The organism is Micromonospora sp. NPDC048935 (genome assembly GCF_043197875.1).
GTDB lineage: Bacteria > Actinomycetota > Actinomycetes > Mycobacteriales > Micromonosporaceae > Micromonospora.
Window position 1 is genome coordinate 13,614 of record NZ_JBICTZ010000019.1, and the last position, 16,004, is coordinate 29,617.

General features: G+C 68.2%; 28 protein-coding genes. All 28 read left to right on the top strand.

Going from position 1 to position 16,004, the window contains the following annotated elements:
• The first annotated feature begins 7 nt into the window (after window positions 1–7).
• Window positions 8–289 (top strand): 30S ribosomal protein S19, encoded by a 282-nt coding sequence (rpsS, locus tag ACGFIW_RS32560; protein WP_007465299.1) that lies wholly within the window; start codon window positions 8–10, stop codon window positions 287–289.
• A 41-nt stretch (window positions 290–330) separates the two neighbouring features.
• Window positions 331–789, top strand: coding sequence for a 50S ribosomal protein L22 (rplV, locus tag ACGFIW_RS32565; RefSeq protein ID WP_007465297.1), 459 nt, complete (start codon window positions 331–333; stop codon window positions 787–789).
• Window positions 789–1,658: a 30S ribosomal protein S3 gene (gene rpsC, locus ACGFIW_RS32570; RefSeq protein WP_007465294.1), complete on the top strand. Its 870-nt coding sequence runs from the start codon at window positions 789–791 to the stop codon at window positions 1,656–1,658. Before rplV ends, rpsC begins: the two co-directional genes overlap by 1 nt.
• A gap of 3 nt (window positions 1,659–1,661) precedes the next feature.
• On the top strand, window positions 1,662–2,087 hold the full coding sequence (rplP, locus tag ACGFIW_RS32575; RefSeq protein ID WP_053653940.1) for a 50S ribosomal protein L16: 426 nt from the start codon (window positions 1,662–1,664) through the stop codon (window positions 2,085–2,087).
• Window positions 2,087–2,323, top strand: a complete 237-nt coding sequence (gene rpmC, locus ACGFIW_RS32580; protein ID WP_007465283.1) for a 50S ribosomal protein L29 — start codon at window positions 2,087–2,089, stop codon at window positions 2,321–2,323. Before rplP ends, rpmC begins: the two co-directional genes overlap by 1 nt.
• Window positions 2,320–2,598: a 30S ribosomal protein S17 gene (rpsQ, locus tag ACGFIW_RS32585; protein WP_030489590.1), complete on the top strand. Its 279-nt coding sequence runs from the start codon at window positions 2,320–2,322 to the stop codon at window positions 2,596–2,598. Before rpmC ends, rpsQ begins: the two co-directional genes overlap by 4 nt.
• A gap of 97 nt (window positions 2,599–2,695) precedes the next feature.
• Window positions 2,696–3,064 (top strand): 50S ribosomal protein L14, encoded by a 369-nt coding sequence (gene rplN, locus ACGFIW_RS32590; RefSeq protein WP_007073026.1) that lies wholly within the window; start codon window positions 2,696–2,698, stop codon window positions 3,062–3,064.
• A complete protein-coding gene (rplX, locus tag ACGFIW_RS32595; RefSeq protein ID WP_179781030.1) occupies window positions 3,061–3,381 on the top strand; it encodes a 50S ribosomal protein L24 in 321 nt (106 codons plus the stop codon). The genes rplN and rplX overlap by 4 nt, the downstream gene beginning before the upstream one ends.
• Window positions 3,381–3,947 (top strand): 50S ribosomal protein L5, encoded by a 567-nt coding sequence (rplE, locus tag ACGFIW_RS32600; protein ID WP_110563094.1) that lies wholly within the window; start codon window positions 3,381–3,383, stop codon window positions 3,945–3,947. The genes rplX and rplE overlap by 1 nt, the downstream gene beginning before the upstream one ends.
• A 1-nt stretch (window position 3,948) precedes the next feature.
• On the top strand, window positions 3,949–4,134 hold the full coding sequence (locus tag ACGFIW_RS32605; protein ID WP_007465272.1) for a type Z 30S ribosomal protein S14: 186 nt from the start codon (window positions 3,949–3,951) through the stop codon (window positions 4,132–4,134).
• 116 nt (window positions 4,135–4,250) lie between these two features.
• On the top strand, window positions 4,251–4,658 hold the full coding sequence (gene rpsH, locus ACGFIW_RS32610; protein ID WP_007465270.1) for a 30S ribosomal protein S8: 408 nt from the start codon (window positions 4,251–4,253) through the stop codon (window positions 4,656–4,658).
• Window positions 4,659–4,674: 16 nt separating this feature from the next.
• Window positions 4,675–5,217, top strand: a complete 543-nt coding sequence (gene rplF / locus ACGFIW_RS32615; RefSeq protein ID WP_266246314.1) for a 50S ribosomal protein L6 — start codon at window positions 4,675–4,677, stop codon at window positions 5,215–5,217.
• Window positions 5,214–5,603 (top strand): 50S ribosomal protein L18, encoded by a 390-nt coding sequence (gene rplR, locus ACGFIW_RS32620; RefSeq protein WP_151488126.1) that lies wholly within the window; start codon window positions 5,214–5,216, stop codon window positions 5,601–5,603. The genes rplF and rplR overlap by 4 nt, the downstream gene beginning before the upstream one ends.
• Before the next feature lie 33 nt (window positions 5,604–5,636).
• Window positions 5,637–6,251: a 30S ribosomal protein S5 gene (gene rpsE, locus ACGFIW_RS32625; RefSeq protein ID WP_007465263.1), complete on the top strand. Its 615-nt coding sequence runs from the start codon at window positions 5,637–5,639 to the stop codon at window positions 6,249–6,251.
• Window positions 6,251–6,433: a 50S ribosomal protein L30 gene (gene rpmD, locus ACGFIW_RS32630; protein WP_007465262.1), complete on the top strand. Its 183-nt coding sequence runs from the start codon at window positions 6,251–6,253 to the stop codon at window positions 6,431–6,433. The genes rpsE and rpmD overlap by 1 nt, the downstream gene beginning before the upstream one ends.
• Entirely contained in the window at window positions 6,433–6,876 is a 444-nt protein-coding gene (rplO, locus tag ACGFIW_RS32635; protein WP_357557767.1) for a 50S ribosomal protein L15, read from the top strand. Before rpmD ends, rplO begins: the two co-directional genes overlap by 1 nt.
• Window positions 6,877–7,110: 234 nt before the next feature.
• Entirely contained in the window at window positions 7,111–8,439 is a 1,329-nt protein-coding gene (gene secY / locus ACGFIW_RS32640; RefSeq protein ID WP_393324085.1) for a preprotein translocase subunit SecY, read from the top strand.
• Window positions 8,440–9,093 (top strand): adenylate kinase, encoded by a 654-nt coding sequence (locus ACGFIW_RS32645; protein WP_007465256.1) that lies wholly within the window; start codon window positions 8,440–8,442, stop codon window positions 9,091–9,093. It abuts the gene before it with no gap.
• A gap of 92 nt (window positions 9,094–9,185) precedes the next feature.
• Complete coding sequence (gene map / locus ACGFIW_RS32650; RefSeq protein WP_393324088.1) at window positions 9,186–10,037, top strand: type I methionyl aminopeptidase; 852 nt, start codon at window positions 9,186–9,188, stop codon at window positions 10,035–10,037.
• A 238-nt stretch (window positions 10,038–10,275) separates the two neighbouring features.
• On the top strand, window positions 10,276–10,872 hold the full coding sequence (locus ACGFIW_RS32655) for a DUF1707 domain-containing protein (protein WP_393324091.1): 597 nt from the start codon (window positions 10,276–10,278) through the stop codon (window positions 10,870–10,872).
• A gap of 310 nt (window positions 10,873–11,182) precedes the next feature.
• Window positions 11,183–11,404 carry a translation initiation factor IF-1 gene (gene infA / locus ACGFIW_RS32660; protein ID WP_007073013.1) on the top strand — a complete coding sequence of 74 codons (222 nt, stop codon included), beginning with the start codon at window positions 11,183–11,185 and terminating at the stop codon, window positions 11,402–11,404.
• A gap of 91 nt (window positions 11,405–11,495) precedes the next feature.
• The gene (gene rpmJ / locus ACGFIW_RS32665) at window positions 11,496–11,609 is read left to right on the top strand and encodes a 50S ribosomal protein L36 (RefSeq protein WP_088952025.1); all 114 of its coding nucleotides are present in this window, start codon (window positions 11,496–11,498) and stop codon (window positions 11,607–11,609) included.
• Window positions 11,610–11,874: 265 nt separating this feature from the next.
• Complete coding sequence (gene rpsM, locus ACGFIW_RS32670) at window positions 11,875–12,255, top strand: 30S ribosomal protein S13 (protein WP_030329917.1); 381 nt, start codon at window positions 11,875–11,877, stop codon at window positions 12,253–12,255.
• A gap of 87 nt (window positions 12,256–12,342) precedes the next feature.
• Window positions 12,343–12,750 (top strand): 30S ribosomal protein S11, encoded by a 408-nt coding sequence (rpsK, locus tag ACGFIW_RS32675; protein ID WP_030329919.1) that lies wholly within the window; start codon window positions 12,343–12,345, stop codon window positions 12,748–12,750.
• Window positions 12,751–12,763: 13 nt separating this feature from the next.
• Window positions 12,764–13,390, top strand: coding sequence for a 30S ribosomal protein S4 (gene rpsD / locus ACGFIW_RS32680; protein ID WP_030489600.1), 627 nt, complete (start codon window positions 12,764–12,766; stop codon window positions 13,388–13,390).
• 98 nt (window positions 13,391–13,488) lie between these two features.
• On the top strand, window positions 13,489–14,511 hold the full coding sequence (locus ACGFIW_RS32685) for a DNA-directed RNA polymerase subunit alpha (RefSeq protein ID WP_007465227.1): 1,023 nt from the start codon (window positions 13,489–13,491) through the stop codon (window positions 14,509–14,511).
• A 33-nt stretch (window positions 14,512–14,544) separates the two neighbouring features.
• Complete coding sequence (rplQ, locus tag ACGFIW_RS32690) at window positions 14,545–15,102, top strand: 50S ribosomal protein L17 (RefSeq protein WP_357557770.1); 558 nt, start codon at window positions 14,545–14,547, stop codon at window positions 15,100–15,102.
• A 68-nt stretch (window positions 15,103–15,170) separates the two neighbouring features.
• A complete protein-coding gene (gene truA, locus ACGFIW_RS32695; RefSeq protein ID WP_393324095.1) occupies window positions 15,171–16,001 on the top strand; it encodes a tRNA pseudouridine(38-40) synthase TruA in 831 nt (276 codons plus the stop codon).
• The last annotated feature ends 3 nt before the right edge of the window (window positions 16,002–16,004 follow it).

Here is a 16,004-nt window from a genome sequence, read left to right on the forward strand (position 1 = left end):
ATAAGACATGCCTCGCAGCCTGAAGAAGGGCCCGTTCGTAGACGACCACCTGCTCAAGAAGGTGGAAGTACAGAACGACAAGGGCTCCAAGAACGTGATCAAGACCTGGTCGCGGCGCTCGACGATCATCCCCGAGATGCTGGGGCACACGATCGCCGTGCACGACGGACGCAAGCACGTCCCGGTGTTCGTGACCGAGGCGATGGTCGGGCACAAGCTCGGCGAGTTCGCGCTGACCCGCACTTTCAAGGGTCACGAGAAGGACGACCGGAAGAGCCGTCGGCGCTGACGCCGCGGGCATACGGATAGAGGGAACAAGGGGTTACAGCGATGCCAGGAAAGGGCGACGCTCCGGTGCTTCCGGGCGCGCGGGCGGTTGCGCGGCACGTGCGCATCTCGCCGATGAAGGCGCGCCGGGTGGTCAACCTCGTCCGCGGCCTGCCCGCGAAGGAGGCGCTAACGGTGCTGCAGTTCGCGCCGCAGGCTGCGAGCGAGCAGGTGTACAAGGTGCTCGCTAGCGCGATCGCCAACGCGGAGAACAACGAGCGGCTGGACCCCGACGCGCTGCTCGTCAGCGAGGCCTTCGTGGACGAGGGCCCGACGATGAAGCGGTTCCAGCCGCGGGCGCAGGGTCGGGCGTACCGAATCCGCAAGCGCACCTGCCACATCACCGTGGCGGTCGAAGCGGTCGCGCCGGCAGCGCCGAGGAAGGCCGCGGCGAAGAAGGCCGCCCCGGCCACGGAGGCCGCACCGGCCGAAGCGCAGAGCAAGACGGAGGACGCCGAGTAATGGGTCAGAAGGTTCACCCCACTGGGTTCCGGCTCGGCATCTCGACCGACTGGAAGTCCCGCTGGTTCGCAGACAAGCTCTACAAGGACTACATCGGCGAGGATGTCAAGATCCGCCGCATGATGTCCAAGGGCCTCGAGCGCGCCGGGATCTCCAAGGTCGACATCGAGCGCACCCGCGACCGGGTCCGGGTCGACATCCACACCGCCCGGCCGGGCATCGTCATCGGCCGTAAGGGTGCGGAGGCCGACCGGATCCGCGGCGAGCTCGAGAAGCTCACCGGCAAGCAGGTTCAGCTGAACATCATCGAGGTGAAGAACCCCGAGTCGGACGCTCAGCTTGTCGCGCAGGGCGTGGCCGAGCAGCTGTCCAGCCGGGTCAGCTTCCGTCGGGCGATGCGCAAGGCCATGCAGTCGGCGATGAAGAACCCGGTCTGCAAGGGCATCCGGGTTCAGGTCTCGGGTCGCCTCGGCGGCGCCGAGATGAGCCGGACCGAGTTCTACCGTGAGGGCCGGGTTCCGCTGCACACGCTGCGGGCCAACATCGAGTACGGCTTCTTCGAGGCCCGTACCACGTTCGGCCGGATCGGTGTGAAGGTCTGGATCTACAAGGGCGACGCCGTCCCGGGCCGGGAGGCTCCGGCCGAGGCCGGTCCGTCCCGCCCGCGTCGTGGTGAGCGTGGCGACCGTCCCGAGCGTCCGCGTCGTGGCCGGTCGGGTTCGTCCGGCACCACGGCCGGTGGCACCGAGGCCGGGCGGGCTGCTGCGACCACCATCGCGCAGCAGGCCGAGACGCCGAGTGGCGAGCCGGTCGACAGCGCAGCTGTCGCGGCCGCGGCTGCTCCGGCAGAAACGCAGCAGGAGGGCTGACAGATGCTGATGCCGCGCAAGCCCCCGAAGGGCTTCCGCAAGCCGCACCACCCGGACCGCAGTGGCGCGTCCAAGGGTGGTAACCGGGTGGTGTTCGGCGAGTTCGGGATCCAGGCTCTCGAGCCGGCGTACGTGACGAACCGGCAGATCGAGTCGGCACGTATCGCGATGACTCGCCACATCAAGCGTGGTGGCAAGGTCTGGATCACGATCTTCCCGGACCAGGCCCTCACCAAGAAGCCTGCCGAGACCCGGATGGGTTCCGGTAAGGGTTCACCCGAGTGGTGGGTCGCCAACGTCAAGCCGGGGCGGGTTCTCTTCGAGATGTCCTTCCCCAACGAGCAGACCGCGCGAGAGGCCATGCGTCGCGCGATCCACAAGCTCCCGATGAAGTGCCGCATTGTTACGCGCGAAGTGGGTGAATCCTGATGGCAGCGGGCGTTAAGGCGACCGAGCTGCGTGAGCTCTCCGAAGAGGAGCTGGTCACGAAGCTGCGGGAGGCCAAGGCGGAGCTGTTCAACCTCCGCGTGCAGGCCGCAACCGGGCAGCTGGACAACAACCGGCGGTTGCAGGTCATCCGTCGGGAGATCGCCCGGATCTACACGATCATGCGTGAGCGCGAGCTGGGGCTCTCGGCCGCGCCGACTGAGGTGACTGCATCATGACCGAAGAGACCGCCACCGCCGCCGCGCGGTCGCGCCGCAAGGTCCGCGAGGGCCTGGTGATCAGCGACAAGATGGACAAGACCGTCGTCGTCGAGGTCGAGGACCGGGTTCGGCACGCGCTGTACGGCAAGATCATGCGCCGTACGGCCAAGCTGAAGGTGCACGACGAGCAGAACGCCGCTGGCACCGGTGACCGGGTTCTCATCATGGAGACCCGGCCGCTGAGCGCCACCAAGCGTTGGCGGATCGTGGAGATCCTGGAAAAGGCCAAGTAGCGAAGGCTCGAGCTCGCCCGGCGTTGCGTCGGGCGTAGGTTCCGCCAGGCTCCGGCCGCTACGGCGGCCGGAGAACCGGCAGACATAGGAGATAGACGTGATTCAGCAGGAGTCGCGACTGCGCGTCGCCGACAACACGGGTGCTCGGGAGATCCTGTGCATCCGGGTTCTCGGTGGCTCGGGTCGGCGCTACGCGAGCATCGGCGACGTCATCGTGGCCACGGTCAAGGACGCGATCCCGGGTGCCGGTGTGAAGAAGGGCGACGTCGTCAAGGCGGTCGTCGTTCGCACGGCCAAGGAGAAGCGTCGGCCGGACGGCTCGTACATCCGCTTCGACGAGAACGCCGCCGTCATCATCAAGGACGGTGGGGACCCGCGTGGTACCCGCATCTTCGGCCCGGTGGGCCGGGAGCTGCGGGACAAGCGGTTCATGAAGATTATCTCCCTCGCGCCGGAGGTGTTGTGACCGTGAAGGTCAAGAAGGGCGACACGGTCGTCATCATCGCCGGCAAGGACAAGGGTGCCAAGGGTAAGGTCATCGCGGCCTACCCGCGGCAGGACAAGGTCCTGGTCGAGGGCGTGAACCGGGTCAAGAAGCACACCCGCATCAGCACCACCCAGCGTGGCGCCAAGACCGGCGGCATCGTCACTCAGGAGGCCCCGATCCACGTCTCGAACGTGCAGGTCCTGGACTCCGACGGCAAGCCGACCCGCGTCGGTTACCGGATCGACGACAACGGCCAGAAGGTCCGCATCGCGCGTAGCACCGGTAAGGACCTGTGATGACCACGGCTACCGAAAAGACCCTGCCGCGCCTCAAGGAGCGGTACCGCAACGAGATCGTGGCCCAGCTGCGCGAGCAGCGCAGCTACGGCAACCCCATGCAGGTGCCGCGGCTGGTCAAGATCGTCGTCAACATGGGTGTCGGCGAGGCTGCTCGCGACGCCAAGCTGATCGACGGCGCGGTCCGCGACCTCGCCACGATCACCGGCCAGAAGCCGCAGGTGCGGCGGGCGACCAAGTCCATCGCGCAGTTCAAGCTCCGCGAGGGCATGCCGATCGGTGCGAAGGTGACCCTTCGCGGCGACCGGATGTGGGAGTTCCTGGACCGGCTGCTGTCCATCTCGCTGCCGCGTATCCGCGACTTCCGCGGCCTGGACGGGCGCAAGCTGGACGGGCACGGCAACTACACGTTCGGTCTGACCGAGCAGTCGGTGTTCCACGAGATCGACCAGGACCGGATCGATCGCCAGCGGGGCATGGACATCACGGTGGTCACGACCGCCACGACCGACGACGAGGGCCGGGCGCTGCTCAAGCTCCTGGGCTTCCCGTTCAAGGAGAACTGAGATGGCCAAGAAGGCGCTGATCATCAAGGCGGCCGCGAAGCCGAAGTTCTCGGTTCGCGCGTACACCCGCTGCCAGCGGTGCGGGCGTCCGAAGGCGGTCTACCGCAAGTTCGGGCTCTGCCGGGTCTGCATCCGGGAGATGGCTCACCGCGGTGAGCTGCCGGGCGTGTCCAAGGCTTCCTGGTAAGGGCGACCGCGTCCCGGCCGTCGGCCGGGAACTCCTGCACCGATTAGGTATTGCTCTTCGCCGTAGGCCCGGGGCTGATGCCCCGGGAACCCCGGCGAGAAAGGCTGACGAAATCCATGACGATGACCGACCCGATCGCAGACATGCTCACGCGTCTGCGTAACGCCAACCAGGCGTACCACGATCAGGTGAAGATGCCCTACTCCAAGATCAAGGCGAACATCGCCGAGGTCCTGAAGGCCGAGGGTTACATCGCCACCTGGTCGGTCGAGGAGCCCGAGGAGGGTGCCGTCGGCAAGCGACTGGTCGTCGAGCTGAAGTACGGCCAGAACCGCGAGCGGAGCCTGGCCGGCATCAAGCGCGTGTCCAAGCCCGGTCTCCGGGTGTACGCCAAGTCGGACGGGCTCCCGCGGGTGCTCGGTGGGCTGGGCGTGGCGATCATTTCGACGTCCCAGGGGCTGCTGACCGACCGGCAGGCCCGCAAGCGGAGTGTTGGCGGGGAAGTCCTCGCCTTCGTCTGGTAACGGGAGACTGGTAGAAATGTCGCGAATTGGACGTAAGTCGATCCCGGTACCAGCCGGCGTCGACATCACGATCGACGGGCAGACCGTCAAGGTCAAGGGCCCCAAGGGCCAGCTTGAGCACACCCTCGCCGAGCCGATCACGGTCGAGCGGGCCGAGGATGGGCAGCTCAACGTCAACCGGCCGAACGACGAGCGCAAGGCCAAGGAACTCCACGGCCTGAGCCGTACGCTGGTTGCCAACATGATCGTCGGGGTCACCGAGGGCTACCGCAAGAGCCTGGAGATCGCCGGCACCGGTTACCGGGTCACCGCCAAGGGTTCGGACCTCGAGTTCGCGCTCGGGTTCTCGCACCCGGTGGTCGTCCCCGCCCCGGCGGGCATCACCTTCACGGTGGAGCGACCGACCCTGTTCCACGTTGCTGGCATCGACAAGCAGCAGGTCGGTGAGGTCGCCGCCAACATCCGGAAGATCCGCCCGCCGGAGCCCTACAAGGGCAAGGGCGTGAAGTACCAGGGCGAGGTCATCCGCCGCAAGGCCGGAAAGGCAGGTAAGAAGTGAGCGCCACGCTGCTCAAGCGCCGCCGCGGCGTCGCCGCCAAGCGCGCCGTTGGGCGTGCGCGTCGGCACTTCCGCGTCCGCAAGAACGTCAGCGGTACGTCCGAGCGTCCGCGCCTGGTCGTCACCCGTTCGCTGCGGCACATGGTCGCCCAGATCGTCGACGACACCAAGGGCCACACCCTGGCGTCGGCGTCGACCCTGGACGCCTCGCTCCGCGGTGCGGAGGGCGACAAGAGTGCCCTCGCCGGCAAGGTGGGCGCGCTGCTCGCCGAGCGGGCCAAGGCCGCCGGCGTCTCCAAGGTCGTCTTCGACCGCGGCGGCAACCGGTACGCGGGGCGAGTCGCCGCGCTTGCCGACGCCGCCCGCGAAGCCGGGCTCGAGTTCTAACAACCCCGTCACGAGAGATAAGGAAGGCTGCTGATGCCAGGTCAACAGCGCCGTGGCGGCGGGTCCGGTGGCAACGAGGGTGGTCGCCGCGACAACCGCCGTGAGGGCGGCCGCGGAAACGCGCCCGTCGAGAAGACCCCGCACCTTGAGCGGGTCGTCGCGATCAACCGCGTCGCCAAGGTCGTGAAGGGTGGTCGTCGCTTCAGCTTCACCGCCCTGGTGATCGTGGGCGACGGCGACGGCACGGTCGGCGTGGGCTACGGAAAGGCCAAGGAGGTGCCCGCGGCCATCGCCAAGGGTGTCGAGGAGGCCAAGAAGCACTTCTTCAAGGTTCCGCGGATCGGTCAGTCGATCCCGCACCCGGTGACGGGTGAGGACGCCGCTGGCGTCGTGCTGCTCAAGCCGGCCTCGGCCGGTACGGGTGTCATCGCCGGTGGTCCGGTGCGCGCCGTGCTGGAGTGCGCCGGGATCCACGACGTGCTCTCGAAGAGCCTCGGCTCCTCGAACCCGATCAACATCGTGCACGCCACCGTGGCGGCCCTGAAGGGGCTTGAGTCCCCCGAGCAGGTCGCGGCGCGTCGTGGCCTGCCGGTGGAGGACGTCGCGCCGGCCGCCATGCTGGCGTCACGTGCGGGGGTGGCGCGCTGATGGCACGTCTGAAGGTCACCCAGCTCCGGTCCGGTATCGGGACCAAGCACAACCAGCGTGAGTCGCTGCGTTCGCTTGGTCTCAAGCGGATCAACGACGTGGTGGTCAAGGAGGACCGGCCCGAGATCCGCGGCATGATCTTCACTGTGAGCCACCTCGTGAAGGTCGAGGAGGTCGAGTAATGACGATCAAGGTGCATCACCTGCGCCCGGCGCCCGGTTCCAAGACCGCGAAGACCCGTGTGGGTCGCGGTGAGGGTTCCAAGGGCAAGACCGCTGGTCGCGGTACCAAGGGCTCCAAGGCCCGTAAGAACATCTCGGCGGCGTTCGAGGGTGGGCAGATGCCCATCCACATGCGCCTGCCGAAGATGAAGGGCTTCAAGAACAGGTTCAAGGTGGTCTTCCAGGTGGTCAACCTGGACCGACTCGCTGAGCTGTTCCCGAACGGTGGTCAGGTCGGCCCGCTGGAGCTCGTCGAGTCCGGCGCGGTCCGCAAGGGTCACCCGGTCAAGGTCCTCGGCACCGGGGACCTCGGCGGTGTGTCGCTCCAGGTGTCCGCGCACGCGTTCAGTGCGTCGGCCAAGGAGAAGATCGCCGCTGCCGGTGGCTCCACCACCGAGCTGTAAGGCGTACCCCACCATGGCGCCCGTCCAGTTGTGAGCAACTGGCGGGCGCCATGGTGTGCCTGGGCTTCGTTCGCCCGGTAATATCGGAATCGATTTATGTAGTCGGGCACATCTGCCCGGACCGGGGTGGGGCTGTTAGAGTCCCATCCCAGCCATGGATTGCGGGCACTCGCTCGTGATCCACCCCCACCCGCCAGGGTTCACCGGCGGCCCGCCTCGCGCAGGAGGAAGAAGTTGCTGTCCGCCTTTCTCAGTGCGTTCCGTACGCCTGACCTGCGCAAGAAGCTGCTGTTCACAGTAGGCATCATCGCGGTCTACCGGCTGGGTGCGACGCTCCCCAGCCCGGGCGTCTCGTACGGCAACGTGCAGAAGTGCCTCGACTCCATCTCGGGTGACACGACGGGCCCGCTGAATCTGCTCAACCTCTTCTCCGGCGGGGCGCTGCTCCAGCTCTCGGTCTTCGCGCTGGGCATCATGCCCTACATCACCGCGTCGATCATCCTGCAGCTGCTGACCGTCGTGATCCCGCGCCTGGAGCAGCTCCGCAAGGAGGGCCAGGCCGGCCAGGCGAAGATCACGCAGTACACCCGCTACCTGACCCTCGGTCTCGGTGTGCTGCAGGCCTCGGCGTTCGTGGCGCTGGCCCGCTCGGGCCAGCTCTTCCAGAACCGCTGCGACCAGTTCCCGATCATCCCCGAGAACACCGGCATCCCGGACTGGCTGACCCTGACCGTCCTGGTGATCACCATGACCGCCGGCACCGGCATGGTCATGTGGCTCGGTGAGCTGATCACCGACCGGGGCGTCGGCAACGGCATGTCCGTCCTGATCTTCACCTCGATCGCGGCCCGGCTGCCCGGCGAGGGCTGGCAGATCAAGACCAGCCAGGGCTGGGGCAAGTTCGCCCTCGTCATCGCGCTGGTCCTGGTGGTCATCACCGCGGTCACGTTCATCGAGCAGGCGCAGCGCCGGATCCCCGTGCAGTACGCCAAGCGGATGATCGGCCGGCGGATGTACGGCGGCACCTCGACCTACATCCCGCTCAAGGTCAACCAGGCGGGTGTGATCCCGGTCATCTTCGGCTCGTCGCTGCTCTACCTGCCGCAGTTGGCCCTGCAGTTCTTCGACCAGAACGACCCGGGCAAGGTCCAGGCGTGGATCCAGAACAACCTGGTCGCGCCGAACAGCCCGATCTACATCTCGGTCTACTTCCTGCTGATCATCTTCTTCACGTACTTCTACGTCTCGATCACGTTCAACCCGACCGAGGTCGCGGACAACATGAAGAAGTACGGCGGGTTCGTGCCGGGCATCCGCCCGGGCAAGCCGACGGCCGACTACCTGGACTTCATCCTCAGCCGGATCACCCTGCCGGGCGCGCTCTACCTCGGCATCATCTCGATCCTGCCGAACTTCTTCTTCATCTGGCTGGACAGCCAGCAGTACCAGAACTTCCCGTTCGGTGGCACCGCTGTGCTCATCATGGTTGGCGTCGGTCTGGAGACCGTGAAGCAGATCGAGAGCCAACTCATGCAGCGGAACTACGAAGGGTTCCTGCGGTAGATGAGACTCGTTCTGGTTGGCCCGCCGGGTGCGGGTAAGGGCACGCAGGCAGAGTTCGTCGCCGCGCACCTGTCGGTACCCAAGATCTCGACCGGAGACATCTTCCGCTCGAACGTCACCCAGGGCACGCCGCTCGGCGTCGAGGCCAAGCGCTACATGGACGCAGGCGAGCTGGTTCCGGACGAGGTCACCATCAACATGGTCCGGGACCGGCTGGCCGAGCCCGACGCCAGCGAGGGATTCCTGCTCGACGGCTTCCCGCGGACCACTCCGCAGGCGGCCGCCCTGGACAAGCTCCTCGCCGATCTGGGCACCGCGCTGGATCTGGTCCTGGAGTTGGTGGTCGACGACGACGAGGTGATCCGGCGGCTCTCCGGTCGGCGTACCTGCCGGGGTTGCGGCAAGATCTGGCACGTCGAGTTCGACGCCACCACCCGACCGGGCATCTGTGACAGGTGTGGCGCCGAGCTGTTCCAGCGCGACGACGACAAGCCGGAGACGATCGCCACCCGGCTTCGTGAGTACAGCGAGAAGACCGCGCCCCTCGTCGACTACTACGGCGCCCAGGGCAAGCTGGTCGGGATCGACGCCACCGGCCCGGTGGAGGACGTCACCACCCGGGCCATCGACGCACTGCGGTCGTACGGCGGCTGAGGTCCCGCCGGACCACGGCGGATAGAGTGCGGACAGCGGGGTACGCGTGACGTGCCCCGCTGTTCGGCTCGGCAACGAAAGGTAATCGCTCCATGCGTCGTCCCCAGCTGGACATCCAGCTGAAGACCCCGGACCAGATCGAGAAGATGCGGGCCGCCGGGCTGGTGGTGGCCGAGGCGCTTCGCCGCATGCGGGAGGCCGTCGCCCCCGGTGTGAGCACCGCCGATCTGGACGCCATCGCCGAGTCGACAATCCGCGAGGCGGGTGGTGTCCCGTCGTTCAAGGGCTACCACGGTTTTCCGGCGTCGATCTGCTCCTCGGTCAACGAGCAGATCGTGCACGCCATCCCGTCGCCGAAGCAGGTGCTCCAGGCCGGCGATCTGATCTCCATCGACTGCGGCGCCGTGCTGGACGGGTGGCACGGCGACTCCGCCATCACCGTCGGGGTCGGCGACGTCGACCCGGCACTGCTGAAGATGGCCGAGGTCGCCGAGGACGCGATGTGGGCCGGCATCGCCGCCGCCGCCCGCGGTGCGGCAAGCGGCAAGGGCCGACTCACGGACATCTCGCACGCGGTGGAGACCGCCGTTCGTCAGGGCGGCCGGTACGGCATCGTCGACGGCTACGGCGGGCACGGCATCGGCACCGAGATGCACCAGGACCCGCACGTGCTCAATCACGGCCGGCCGGGCAAGGGCCCACGACTGGTCGCCGGCATGGCGTTGGCCATCGAGCCGATGATCACGATGGCGTCGCCGCGTACCGTCGAGTTGGCCGACGGTTGGACGGTCGTCACCCGGGACGGCTCGGTGGCGGCGCACGTCGAGCACTCGATGGCCCTGCTGCCCGACGGCGTCTGGGTGCTCACGGCCTTCGACGGCGGCCGCGCCCGCCTGGGCGACCTGGTGACCGCCCGCCAACCGGCAGCCTCAACCACCCCCTAACCCCACCCTCCCTGCCGCACCCCGTCCCGGCGCCCGTCCCGTTGATCATGGGGTTGGCGGCGCGACACGCTGTCCCGAACGGCAACCTCATGATCGACCGGCGAGCGGCGAGCGGCGAGCGGCGACCGGCGAGGCGGCGGTGGGTGGCCCGGTGGCCGGTGGCCGGGCCGCCGTTGGCCCGGTGGGGGCGGTTTTGGTGGGGGCGTTGGACTGGCGTGGGAGTGGCATGCTTGCCGGCATGGACGGGCGCGACGGAATGCGAGCCGCGGACGCGGACCGTGCGGCGGTGGCGGACCGGCTGCTGGTCGCCCTCAACGAGGGTCGACTGGACCTGTACGAGTACGACGAGCGGTTGCAGCGGGCCTATGCGGCCCGCACGTACGCCGAGTTGGAGGCTCTGCTCACCGACCTGCCGCCGGTGACGCCGTCGCAGTCGTCGGTCCTGGCACCGGCCTCGGCCGGTGGGCCGGCGGTCGGCCCGCTGGCCGGCCAGCCCGACCAGCCCGACCAGGTGCCGACCGATGGTGCCACCGCGCGCTGGTTGGGTGGGGTGTGGCTGCCGTACCTGAGGGTGATCGCCATCGTCGTGACCATCTGGGCGGTGACGTCGCTGTTCAGCCGGCAGTTGCTCTACTTCTGGCCGGCCTGGGTGGCGGGGCCGTGGGGTGCGGTGCTGGTGGTGCGTACGGTCACGGGGTTGACCGGGGGCGAGCCCCGGCGGCAGGCGATCGAGCGGGCGCGTCGGCGCGAGCGCAAGCGGGCGAAGCGGGAACGTCGGCGGGAGCTGCGGGCCGCTGAGTCGGACGAACGGGACGATCCGCAGCCGGCTGGCTGACCACCGACGGCGTCGCCTCGGGTCGGAAGCGACCGGAGCCAGGAGATCGACAGGTGGTCTCGCGGAGATCATCTGGCCCTCGGGCGGGGCTCGGTACCCGCCCCGGCAGCGTGTTGGGTGGCCGGTTTGGCGAGCGCCCGCAGGTCGGCGTACACTTTCAGATCGGCGCACAGCGTCCACTCCGGCATGCCCACCCTGCGCTTCGGTGGGACCTGGAGCCGCGGCTGGCGCGGTCTTCTGATTCTGATCAGATTTCCGTGTAAGACGTTGTGGGCCGCCCGGAGCAATCGACGTCAGGACAGCGGAGGACATGCCGAAAAAAGACGGAGCCATTGAGATCGAGGGTCGGGTCATCGAGCCCCTGCCGAACGCCATGTTCCGGGTGGAGCTCGCGAACGGCCACAAGGTGTTGGCTCACATCAGCGGCAAGATGCGGCAGCACTACATCCGCATCCTTCCGGAGGACCGGGTCGTCGTCGAACTCTCGCCGTACGACCTGACCCGCGGGCGCATCGTCTACCGCTACAAGTAGTCCTGACGACGGCCGGGAAGTCCCGTGTCCGTCTTCGACGTCCGGTGTCGCGCAGAGCGCGTAACCGGGCCAGATGGGAAGTAAGGCAACCGTGAAGGTCAAGCCGAGCGTCAAGAGGATCTGCCAGAAGTGCCGGGTTATCCGCCGGCACGGCCGGGTCATGGTTATCTGCAGCGACCCGCGCCACAAGCAGCGCCAGGGCTGACTCAGCCCGTCCGGCCGTAACCGGCCGGGTGGCGTTGGTCCGGGCAGATCCCCAGCGACACACACATCACACATGCTCGTCCCAGCCGCGAGTGGTACGCGAGTCGTACTCCTGCGTGGCTGACCCCCGGTCGGAGGCCGGGGCCCGCTCGGGCAGCGACCGATCCCGGTCGCCGGCGCTCACCGCGTCGGAAAGACGGGACGGCCGGTAGCGGGGTGGGACGGGTCCACACCTCCGCCACACATCACGAGGAGTACGCCCGCACATGGCACGTCTAGTCGGCGTGGATCTCCCCCGCGAAAAGCGGTTGGAGATCGCGCTCACCTACATCTTCGGGGTCGGTCGCACCCGCGCCCTGGAGACACTCGCCGCCACCGGCATCTCGCCGGACAAGCGCGCTCGGGACCTCACGGACGAGGAGCTCGTGCAGCTCCGCGACCACATCGAGGGCAACTACAAGGTTGAAGGCGACCTGCGCCGCGAGGTCGCCGCTGACATCCGCCGCAAGGTCGAGATCGGCTGCTACGCCGGCATCCGGCACCGCCGGGGCCTGCCCGTGCGTGGCCAGCGGACCAAGACCAACGCCCGGACCCGCAAGGGCCCGAAGCGGACCGTCGCCGGCAAGAAGAAGCCCGGCAAGAAGTAGTTCTTGACCGGATGACGGGGTCGGCCGCCGCCGAGGTGGGCCAGGCCGCAACCCGATCCGGAAAGTCAACTAGGAGCGCACAGACTTATGCCACCGAAGGCTCGTGCCGGAGCCGCTGTAAAGAAGGTCCGGCGCAAGGAACGCAAGAACGTCGCCCACGGGCAGGCGCACATCAAGAGCACGTTCAACAACACCATCGTGTCCATCACGGACCCGACCGGTGCGGTCATCTCCTGGGCCTCCGCCGGCCAGGTCGGCTTCAAGGGCTCCCGCAAGTCGACTCCGTTCGCTGCGCAGCTGGCCGCCGAGGCTGCCGCGCGTCGCGCCATGGAGCACGGCATGCGCAAGGTCGACGTGTTCGTCAAGGGCCCCGGCTCCGGCCGGGAAACCGCCATCCGTTCGCTGCAGGCAGTGGGCCTCGAGGTCGGGCAGATCGCCGACGTCACCCCGCAGCCGCACAACGGGTGCCGTCCGCCGAAGCGTCGCCGGGTCTGAGAGGTAGAGAGAGATGGCTCGTTACACCGGTGCAGACTGCCGCCGTTGCCGGCGGGAGAAGATGAAGCTGTTCCTCAAGGGCAGCAAGTGCGATGGTCCGAAGTGCCCGTTCGAGTCCCGGCCGTTCCCGCCCGGGCAGCACGGCCGCGGCCGCACCAAGGAGACGGAGTACCTGCTCCAGCTCCGTGAGAAGCAGAAGGCCCGCCGGGTTTACGGCGTGCTGGAGAAGCAGTTCCGCGGTTACTACGAGGAAGCCGTTGGCAAGCAGGCCAAGACCGGTGAGGTCCTCCTGCAGATCCTCGAGTCGCGGCTGGACAACGTCGTTTACCGGGCCGGCTACGCCCACTCGCGGGACATGGCCCGCCAGCTGGTCAAGCACGGTCACTTCACGGTGAACGGCAAGAAGGTCGACATCCCGTCGTACCGCGTCAAGGAGCACGACATCATCGAGGTTCGGGGCAAGAGCAAGGAGCTCACCCCGTTCATCGTCGCGCAGGCTCAGGCCGGCTCGAAGACGGTTCCGGCGTGGCTTGAGGCCATCCCGAGCCAGATGAAGGTGCTCGTGCACTCCCTCCCGGCCCGGCAGGTCATCGACACGCAGGTCCAGGAGCAGTTGATCGTCGAGCTCTACTCCAAGTAGTCCGAGCTCGTTCGGTGGCCCGCCCCTCGGGGCGGGCCACCGGAACAGTTTGTGTCGTGGGCGTCAAATAGCGGGCGCCCCGGAAGAGAAGAGAAAAGATGCTCATCAGCCAGCGACCCTCCCTCTCCGAGGAGTCGATCAACGAGACCCGGTCGCGGTTCGCCATCGAGCCGCTGGAGCCGGGCTTCGGCTACACCCTGGGTAATTCGCTGCGGCGTACGCTGCTGTCGTCGATCCCGGGCGCGGCCGTCACCTCGATCAAGATCGACGGTGTGCTGCACGAGTTCACCACGATCCCCGGTGTCAAGGAGGACGTGGTCGAGCTCGTCATGAACATCAAGGAGCTGTGCGTCAGCTCCGAGCACGACGAGCCGGTCAGCATGTACCTGCGCAAGCAGGGCCCGGGCGACGTGACCGCGGGCGACATCCAGCCGCCGGCCGGCGTCTCGGTGCACAACCCGGATCTCAAGCTCGCGACCCTCAACGGCAAGGGCCGGCTCGACATGGAGCTGACCGTCGAGCGGGGCCGGGGCTACGTGACGGCGGCACAGAACAAGCAGTCCGGCGCGGAGATCGGCCGGATCCCGGTCGACTCGATCTACTCGCCGGTGCTGAAGGTGACCTACCGCGTCGAGGCGACCCGTGTCGAGCAGCGCACCGACTTCGACCGGCTGATCATCGACGTCGAGACCAAGCCGTCGATGGGTCCGCGCACCGCGCTGGCCTCCGCCGGTTCGACGCTCGTGGAGCTGTTCGGGCTGGCCCGGGAGCTGGACGAGACCGCCGAGGGCATCGACATCGGGCCGTCCCCGCAGGACGCCCAGCTGGCGGCGGACCTCGCTCTGCCGATCGAGGAGCTGGACCTCACCGTCCGCTCCTACAACTGCCTCAAGCGCGAGGGCATCAACTCCGTTGGTGAGCTCATCGGGCGTACCGAGGCCGACCTCCTCGACATCCGCAACTTCGGTCAGAAGTCGATCGACGAGGTCAAGATGAAGCTCGCCGGGATGGGTCTCGGGCTGAAGGACTCGGCTCCGAACTTCGACCCGGCGCACGTCGTGGACACCTTCGGCGAGGCCGACTACGACACCGACGACTACCGCGAGACCGAGCAGCTCTAGTCCGCGCTGCCGCCACAACTGAGGAGCACCAAAATGCCCACGCCCACCAAGGGCCCCCGCCTCGGCGGCAGCCCCTCGCACGAGCGGCTGATGCTCGCCAACCTGGCGACCGCGCTGTTCCAGCACGGCAAGATCCAGACCACCGAGACGAAGGCCCGGCGGTTGCGTCCGTTGGCCGAGCAGCTCATCACCAAGGCCAAGCGCGGTGACCTCGCCTCGCGGCGGCGGGTGCTGGGTGTCGTCAAGGACAAGGACGTGGTCTACGCCCTGTTCGACCAGATCGCGCCTCGGTACTCGAACCGCCCCGGCGGTTACACCCGGATCGTGAAGACCGGTCCGCGCAAGGGTGACAACGCGCCGATGGCCATCATCGAGCTGGTGGAGGAGCTTCAGGTCGCCGAGCCGAAGGTGAACAAGAAGACCGCCGCCCGCAAGGCCGCGCAGCAGGACAAGGTCGAGGCGCTCGCCCCGGCCGACGAGGCCCCGCAGTCGGCTCAGGCCGACCAGGACTCCGAGGCGCCGGTGTCGGCGTCCGGTGACACCGACGCCGCCCGCGAGGACAGCGACGAGGCCACCGAGAACAAGGCCTGATCAAGGGCAACGTCGGGCCCGGCACCCCCATCGGGGTGTCGGGCCCGACCCATGACAGGAGGTACGAGGTGGACGAGCGGATCCGGCTGCGGCTGGACGTCTCGTACGACGGCACGGGCTTCTCCGGCTGGGCCGCCCAGCCGACCCGGCGCACCGTCGCGGGGGTGCTCGTCGAGACCCTGGACCTCGTCCTCGGCGCGGGCACGGCCACCGGTCTGACGGTCGCCGGTCGCACCGACGCGGGAGTGCACGCCACCGGGCAGGTGTGCCACCTGGACCTGCCGGTCGACGTGTGGCAGGAGCACGAGGGGCGGCTGCTGCGCCGCCTGGCCCGCCTGCTCCCCACCGACGTCCGCGTCCGCGCGATGACCGAGGTGTCGGCCGACTTCGACGCCCGGTTCTCGGCCACCTTCCGCCGTTACGAGTACCGGGTCACCGATGCGCCCTTCGGTGCGGAGCCACTGCGCCGGCACGAGGTGCTGGCCTGGCCGAAGCCGCTCGACCTGGCCGCGCTCAACGCCGCCGCGACCGGCCTGGTCGGCGAGCACGACTTCGCCGCGTACTGCCGGCGCAAGGAGAACGCGACCACGTTGCGCGAGGTGACCCGGTTGGACTGGCGTCGCGACCCGGACGGCATCCTGGTCGCCACCGTGCAGGCCGACGCGTTCTGCCAGGCGATGGTGCGCAGCCTGGTGGGGGCGATGCTGGTGGCCGGGGACGGCCGCCGCCCGGTCGAGTGGCCGGGCAGCCTGCTCACCCGACAGGACCGCTCCAGCGAGGTGACTGTGGCTCCCGCGCGTGGGCTGACCCTGGTCGCCGTCGGCTACCCCGCCGATCCGGCCGACTACGCGCGCCGCGCCGACCTCACCCGTCGACTGCGGGTCCCGATCGAGGGTTGACCG

Excerpts from the sequence above, each read along its gene's own strand:
- rpsS (WP_007465299.1), top strand. The coding sequence starts at position 8 with ATGCCTCGCAGCCTGAAGAAGGGCCCGTTCGTAGACGACCACCTGCTC.
- rplV (WP_007465297.1), top strand. The coding sequence starts at position 331 with ATGCCAGGAAAGGGCGACGCTCCGGTGCTTCCGGGCGCGCGGGCGGTT.
- rpsC (WP_007465294.1), top strand. The coding sequence starts at position 789 with ATGGGTCAGAAGGTTCACCCCACTGGGTTCCGGCTCGGCATCTCGACC.
- rplP (WP_053653940.1), top strand. The coding sequence starts at position 1,662 with ATGCTGATGCCGCGCAAGCCCCCGAAGGGCTTCCGCAAGCCGCACCAC.
- rpmC (WP_007465283.1), top strand. The coding sequence starts at position 2,087 with ATGGCAGCGGGCGTTAAGGCGACCGAGCTGCGTGAGCTCTCCGAAGAG.
- rpsQ (WP_030489590.1), top strand. The coding sequence starts at position 2,320 with ATGACCGAAGAGACCGCCACCGCCGCCGCGCGGTCGCGCCGCAAGGTC.
- rplE (WP_110563094.1), top strand. The coding sequence starts at position 3,381 with ATGACCACGGCTACCGAAAAGACCCTGCCGCGCCTCAAGGAGCGGTAC.
- ACGFIW_RS32605 (WP_007465272.1), top strand. The coding sequence starts at position 3,949 with ATGGCCAAGAAGGCGCTGATCATCAAGGCGGCCGCGAAGCCGAAGTTC.
- rpsH (WP_007465270.1), top strand. The coding sequence starts at position 4,251 with ATGACGATGACCGACCCGATCGCAGACATGCTCACGCGTCTGCGTAAC.
- rplF (WP_266246314.1), top strand. The coding sequence starts at position 4,675 with ATGTCGCGAATTGGACGTAAGTCGATCCCGGTACCAGCCGGCGTCGAC.
- rpsE (WP_007465263.1), top strand. The coding sequence starts at position 5,637 with ATGCCAGGTCAACAGCGCCGTGGCGGCGGGTCCGGTGGCAACGAGGGT.
- rpmD (WP_007465262.1), top strand. The coding sequence starts at position 6,251 with ATGGCACGTCTGAAGGTCACCCAGCTCCGGTCCGGTATCGGGACCAAG.
- rplO (WP_357557767.1), top strand. The coding sequence starts at position 6,433 with ATGACGATCAAGGTGCATCACCTGCGCCCGGCGCCCGGTTCCAAGACC.
- ACGFIW_RS32645 (WP_007465256.1), top strand. The coding sequence starts at position 8,440 with ATGAGACTCGTTCTGGTTGGCCCGCCGGGTGCGGGTAAGGGCACGCAG.
- map (WP_393324088.1), top strand. The coding sequence starts at position 9,186 with ATGCGTCGTCCCCAGCTGGACATCCAGCTGAAGACCCCGGACCAGATC.
- ACGFIW_RS32655 (WP_393324091.1), top strand. The coding sequence starts at position 10,276 with ATGGACGGGCGCGACGGAATGCGAGCCGCGGACGCGGACCGTGCGGCG.
- infA (WP_007073013.1), top strand. The coding sequence starts at position 11,183 with ATGCCGAAAAAAGACGGAGCCATTGAGATCGAGGGTCGGGTCATCGAG.
- rpsM (WP_030329917.1), top strand. The coding sequence starts at position 11,875 with ATGGCACGTCTAGTCGGCGTGGATCTCCCCCGCGAAAAGCGGTTGGAG.
- rpsK (WP_030329919.1), top strand. The coding sequence starts at position 12,343 with ATGCCACCGAAGGCTCGTGCCGGAGCCGCTGTAAAGAAGGTCCGGCGC.
- rpsD (WP_030489600.1), top strand. The coding sequence starts at position 12,764 with ATGGCTCGTTACACCGGTGCAGACTGCCGCCGTTGCCGGCGGGAGAAG.
- ACGFIW_RS32685 (WP_007465227.1), top strand. The coding sequence starts at position 13,489 with ATGCTCATCAGCCAGCGACCCTCCCTCTCCGAGGAGTCGATCAACGAG.
- rplQ (WP_357557770.1), top strand. The coding sequence starts at position 14,545 with ATGCCCACGCCCACCAAGGGCCCCCGCCTCGGCGGCAGCCCCTCGCAC.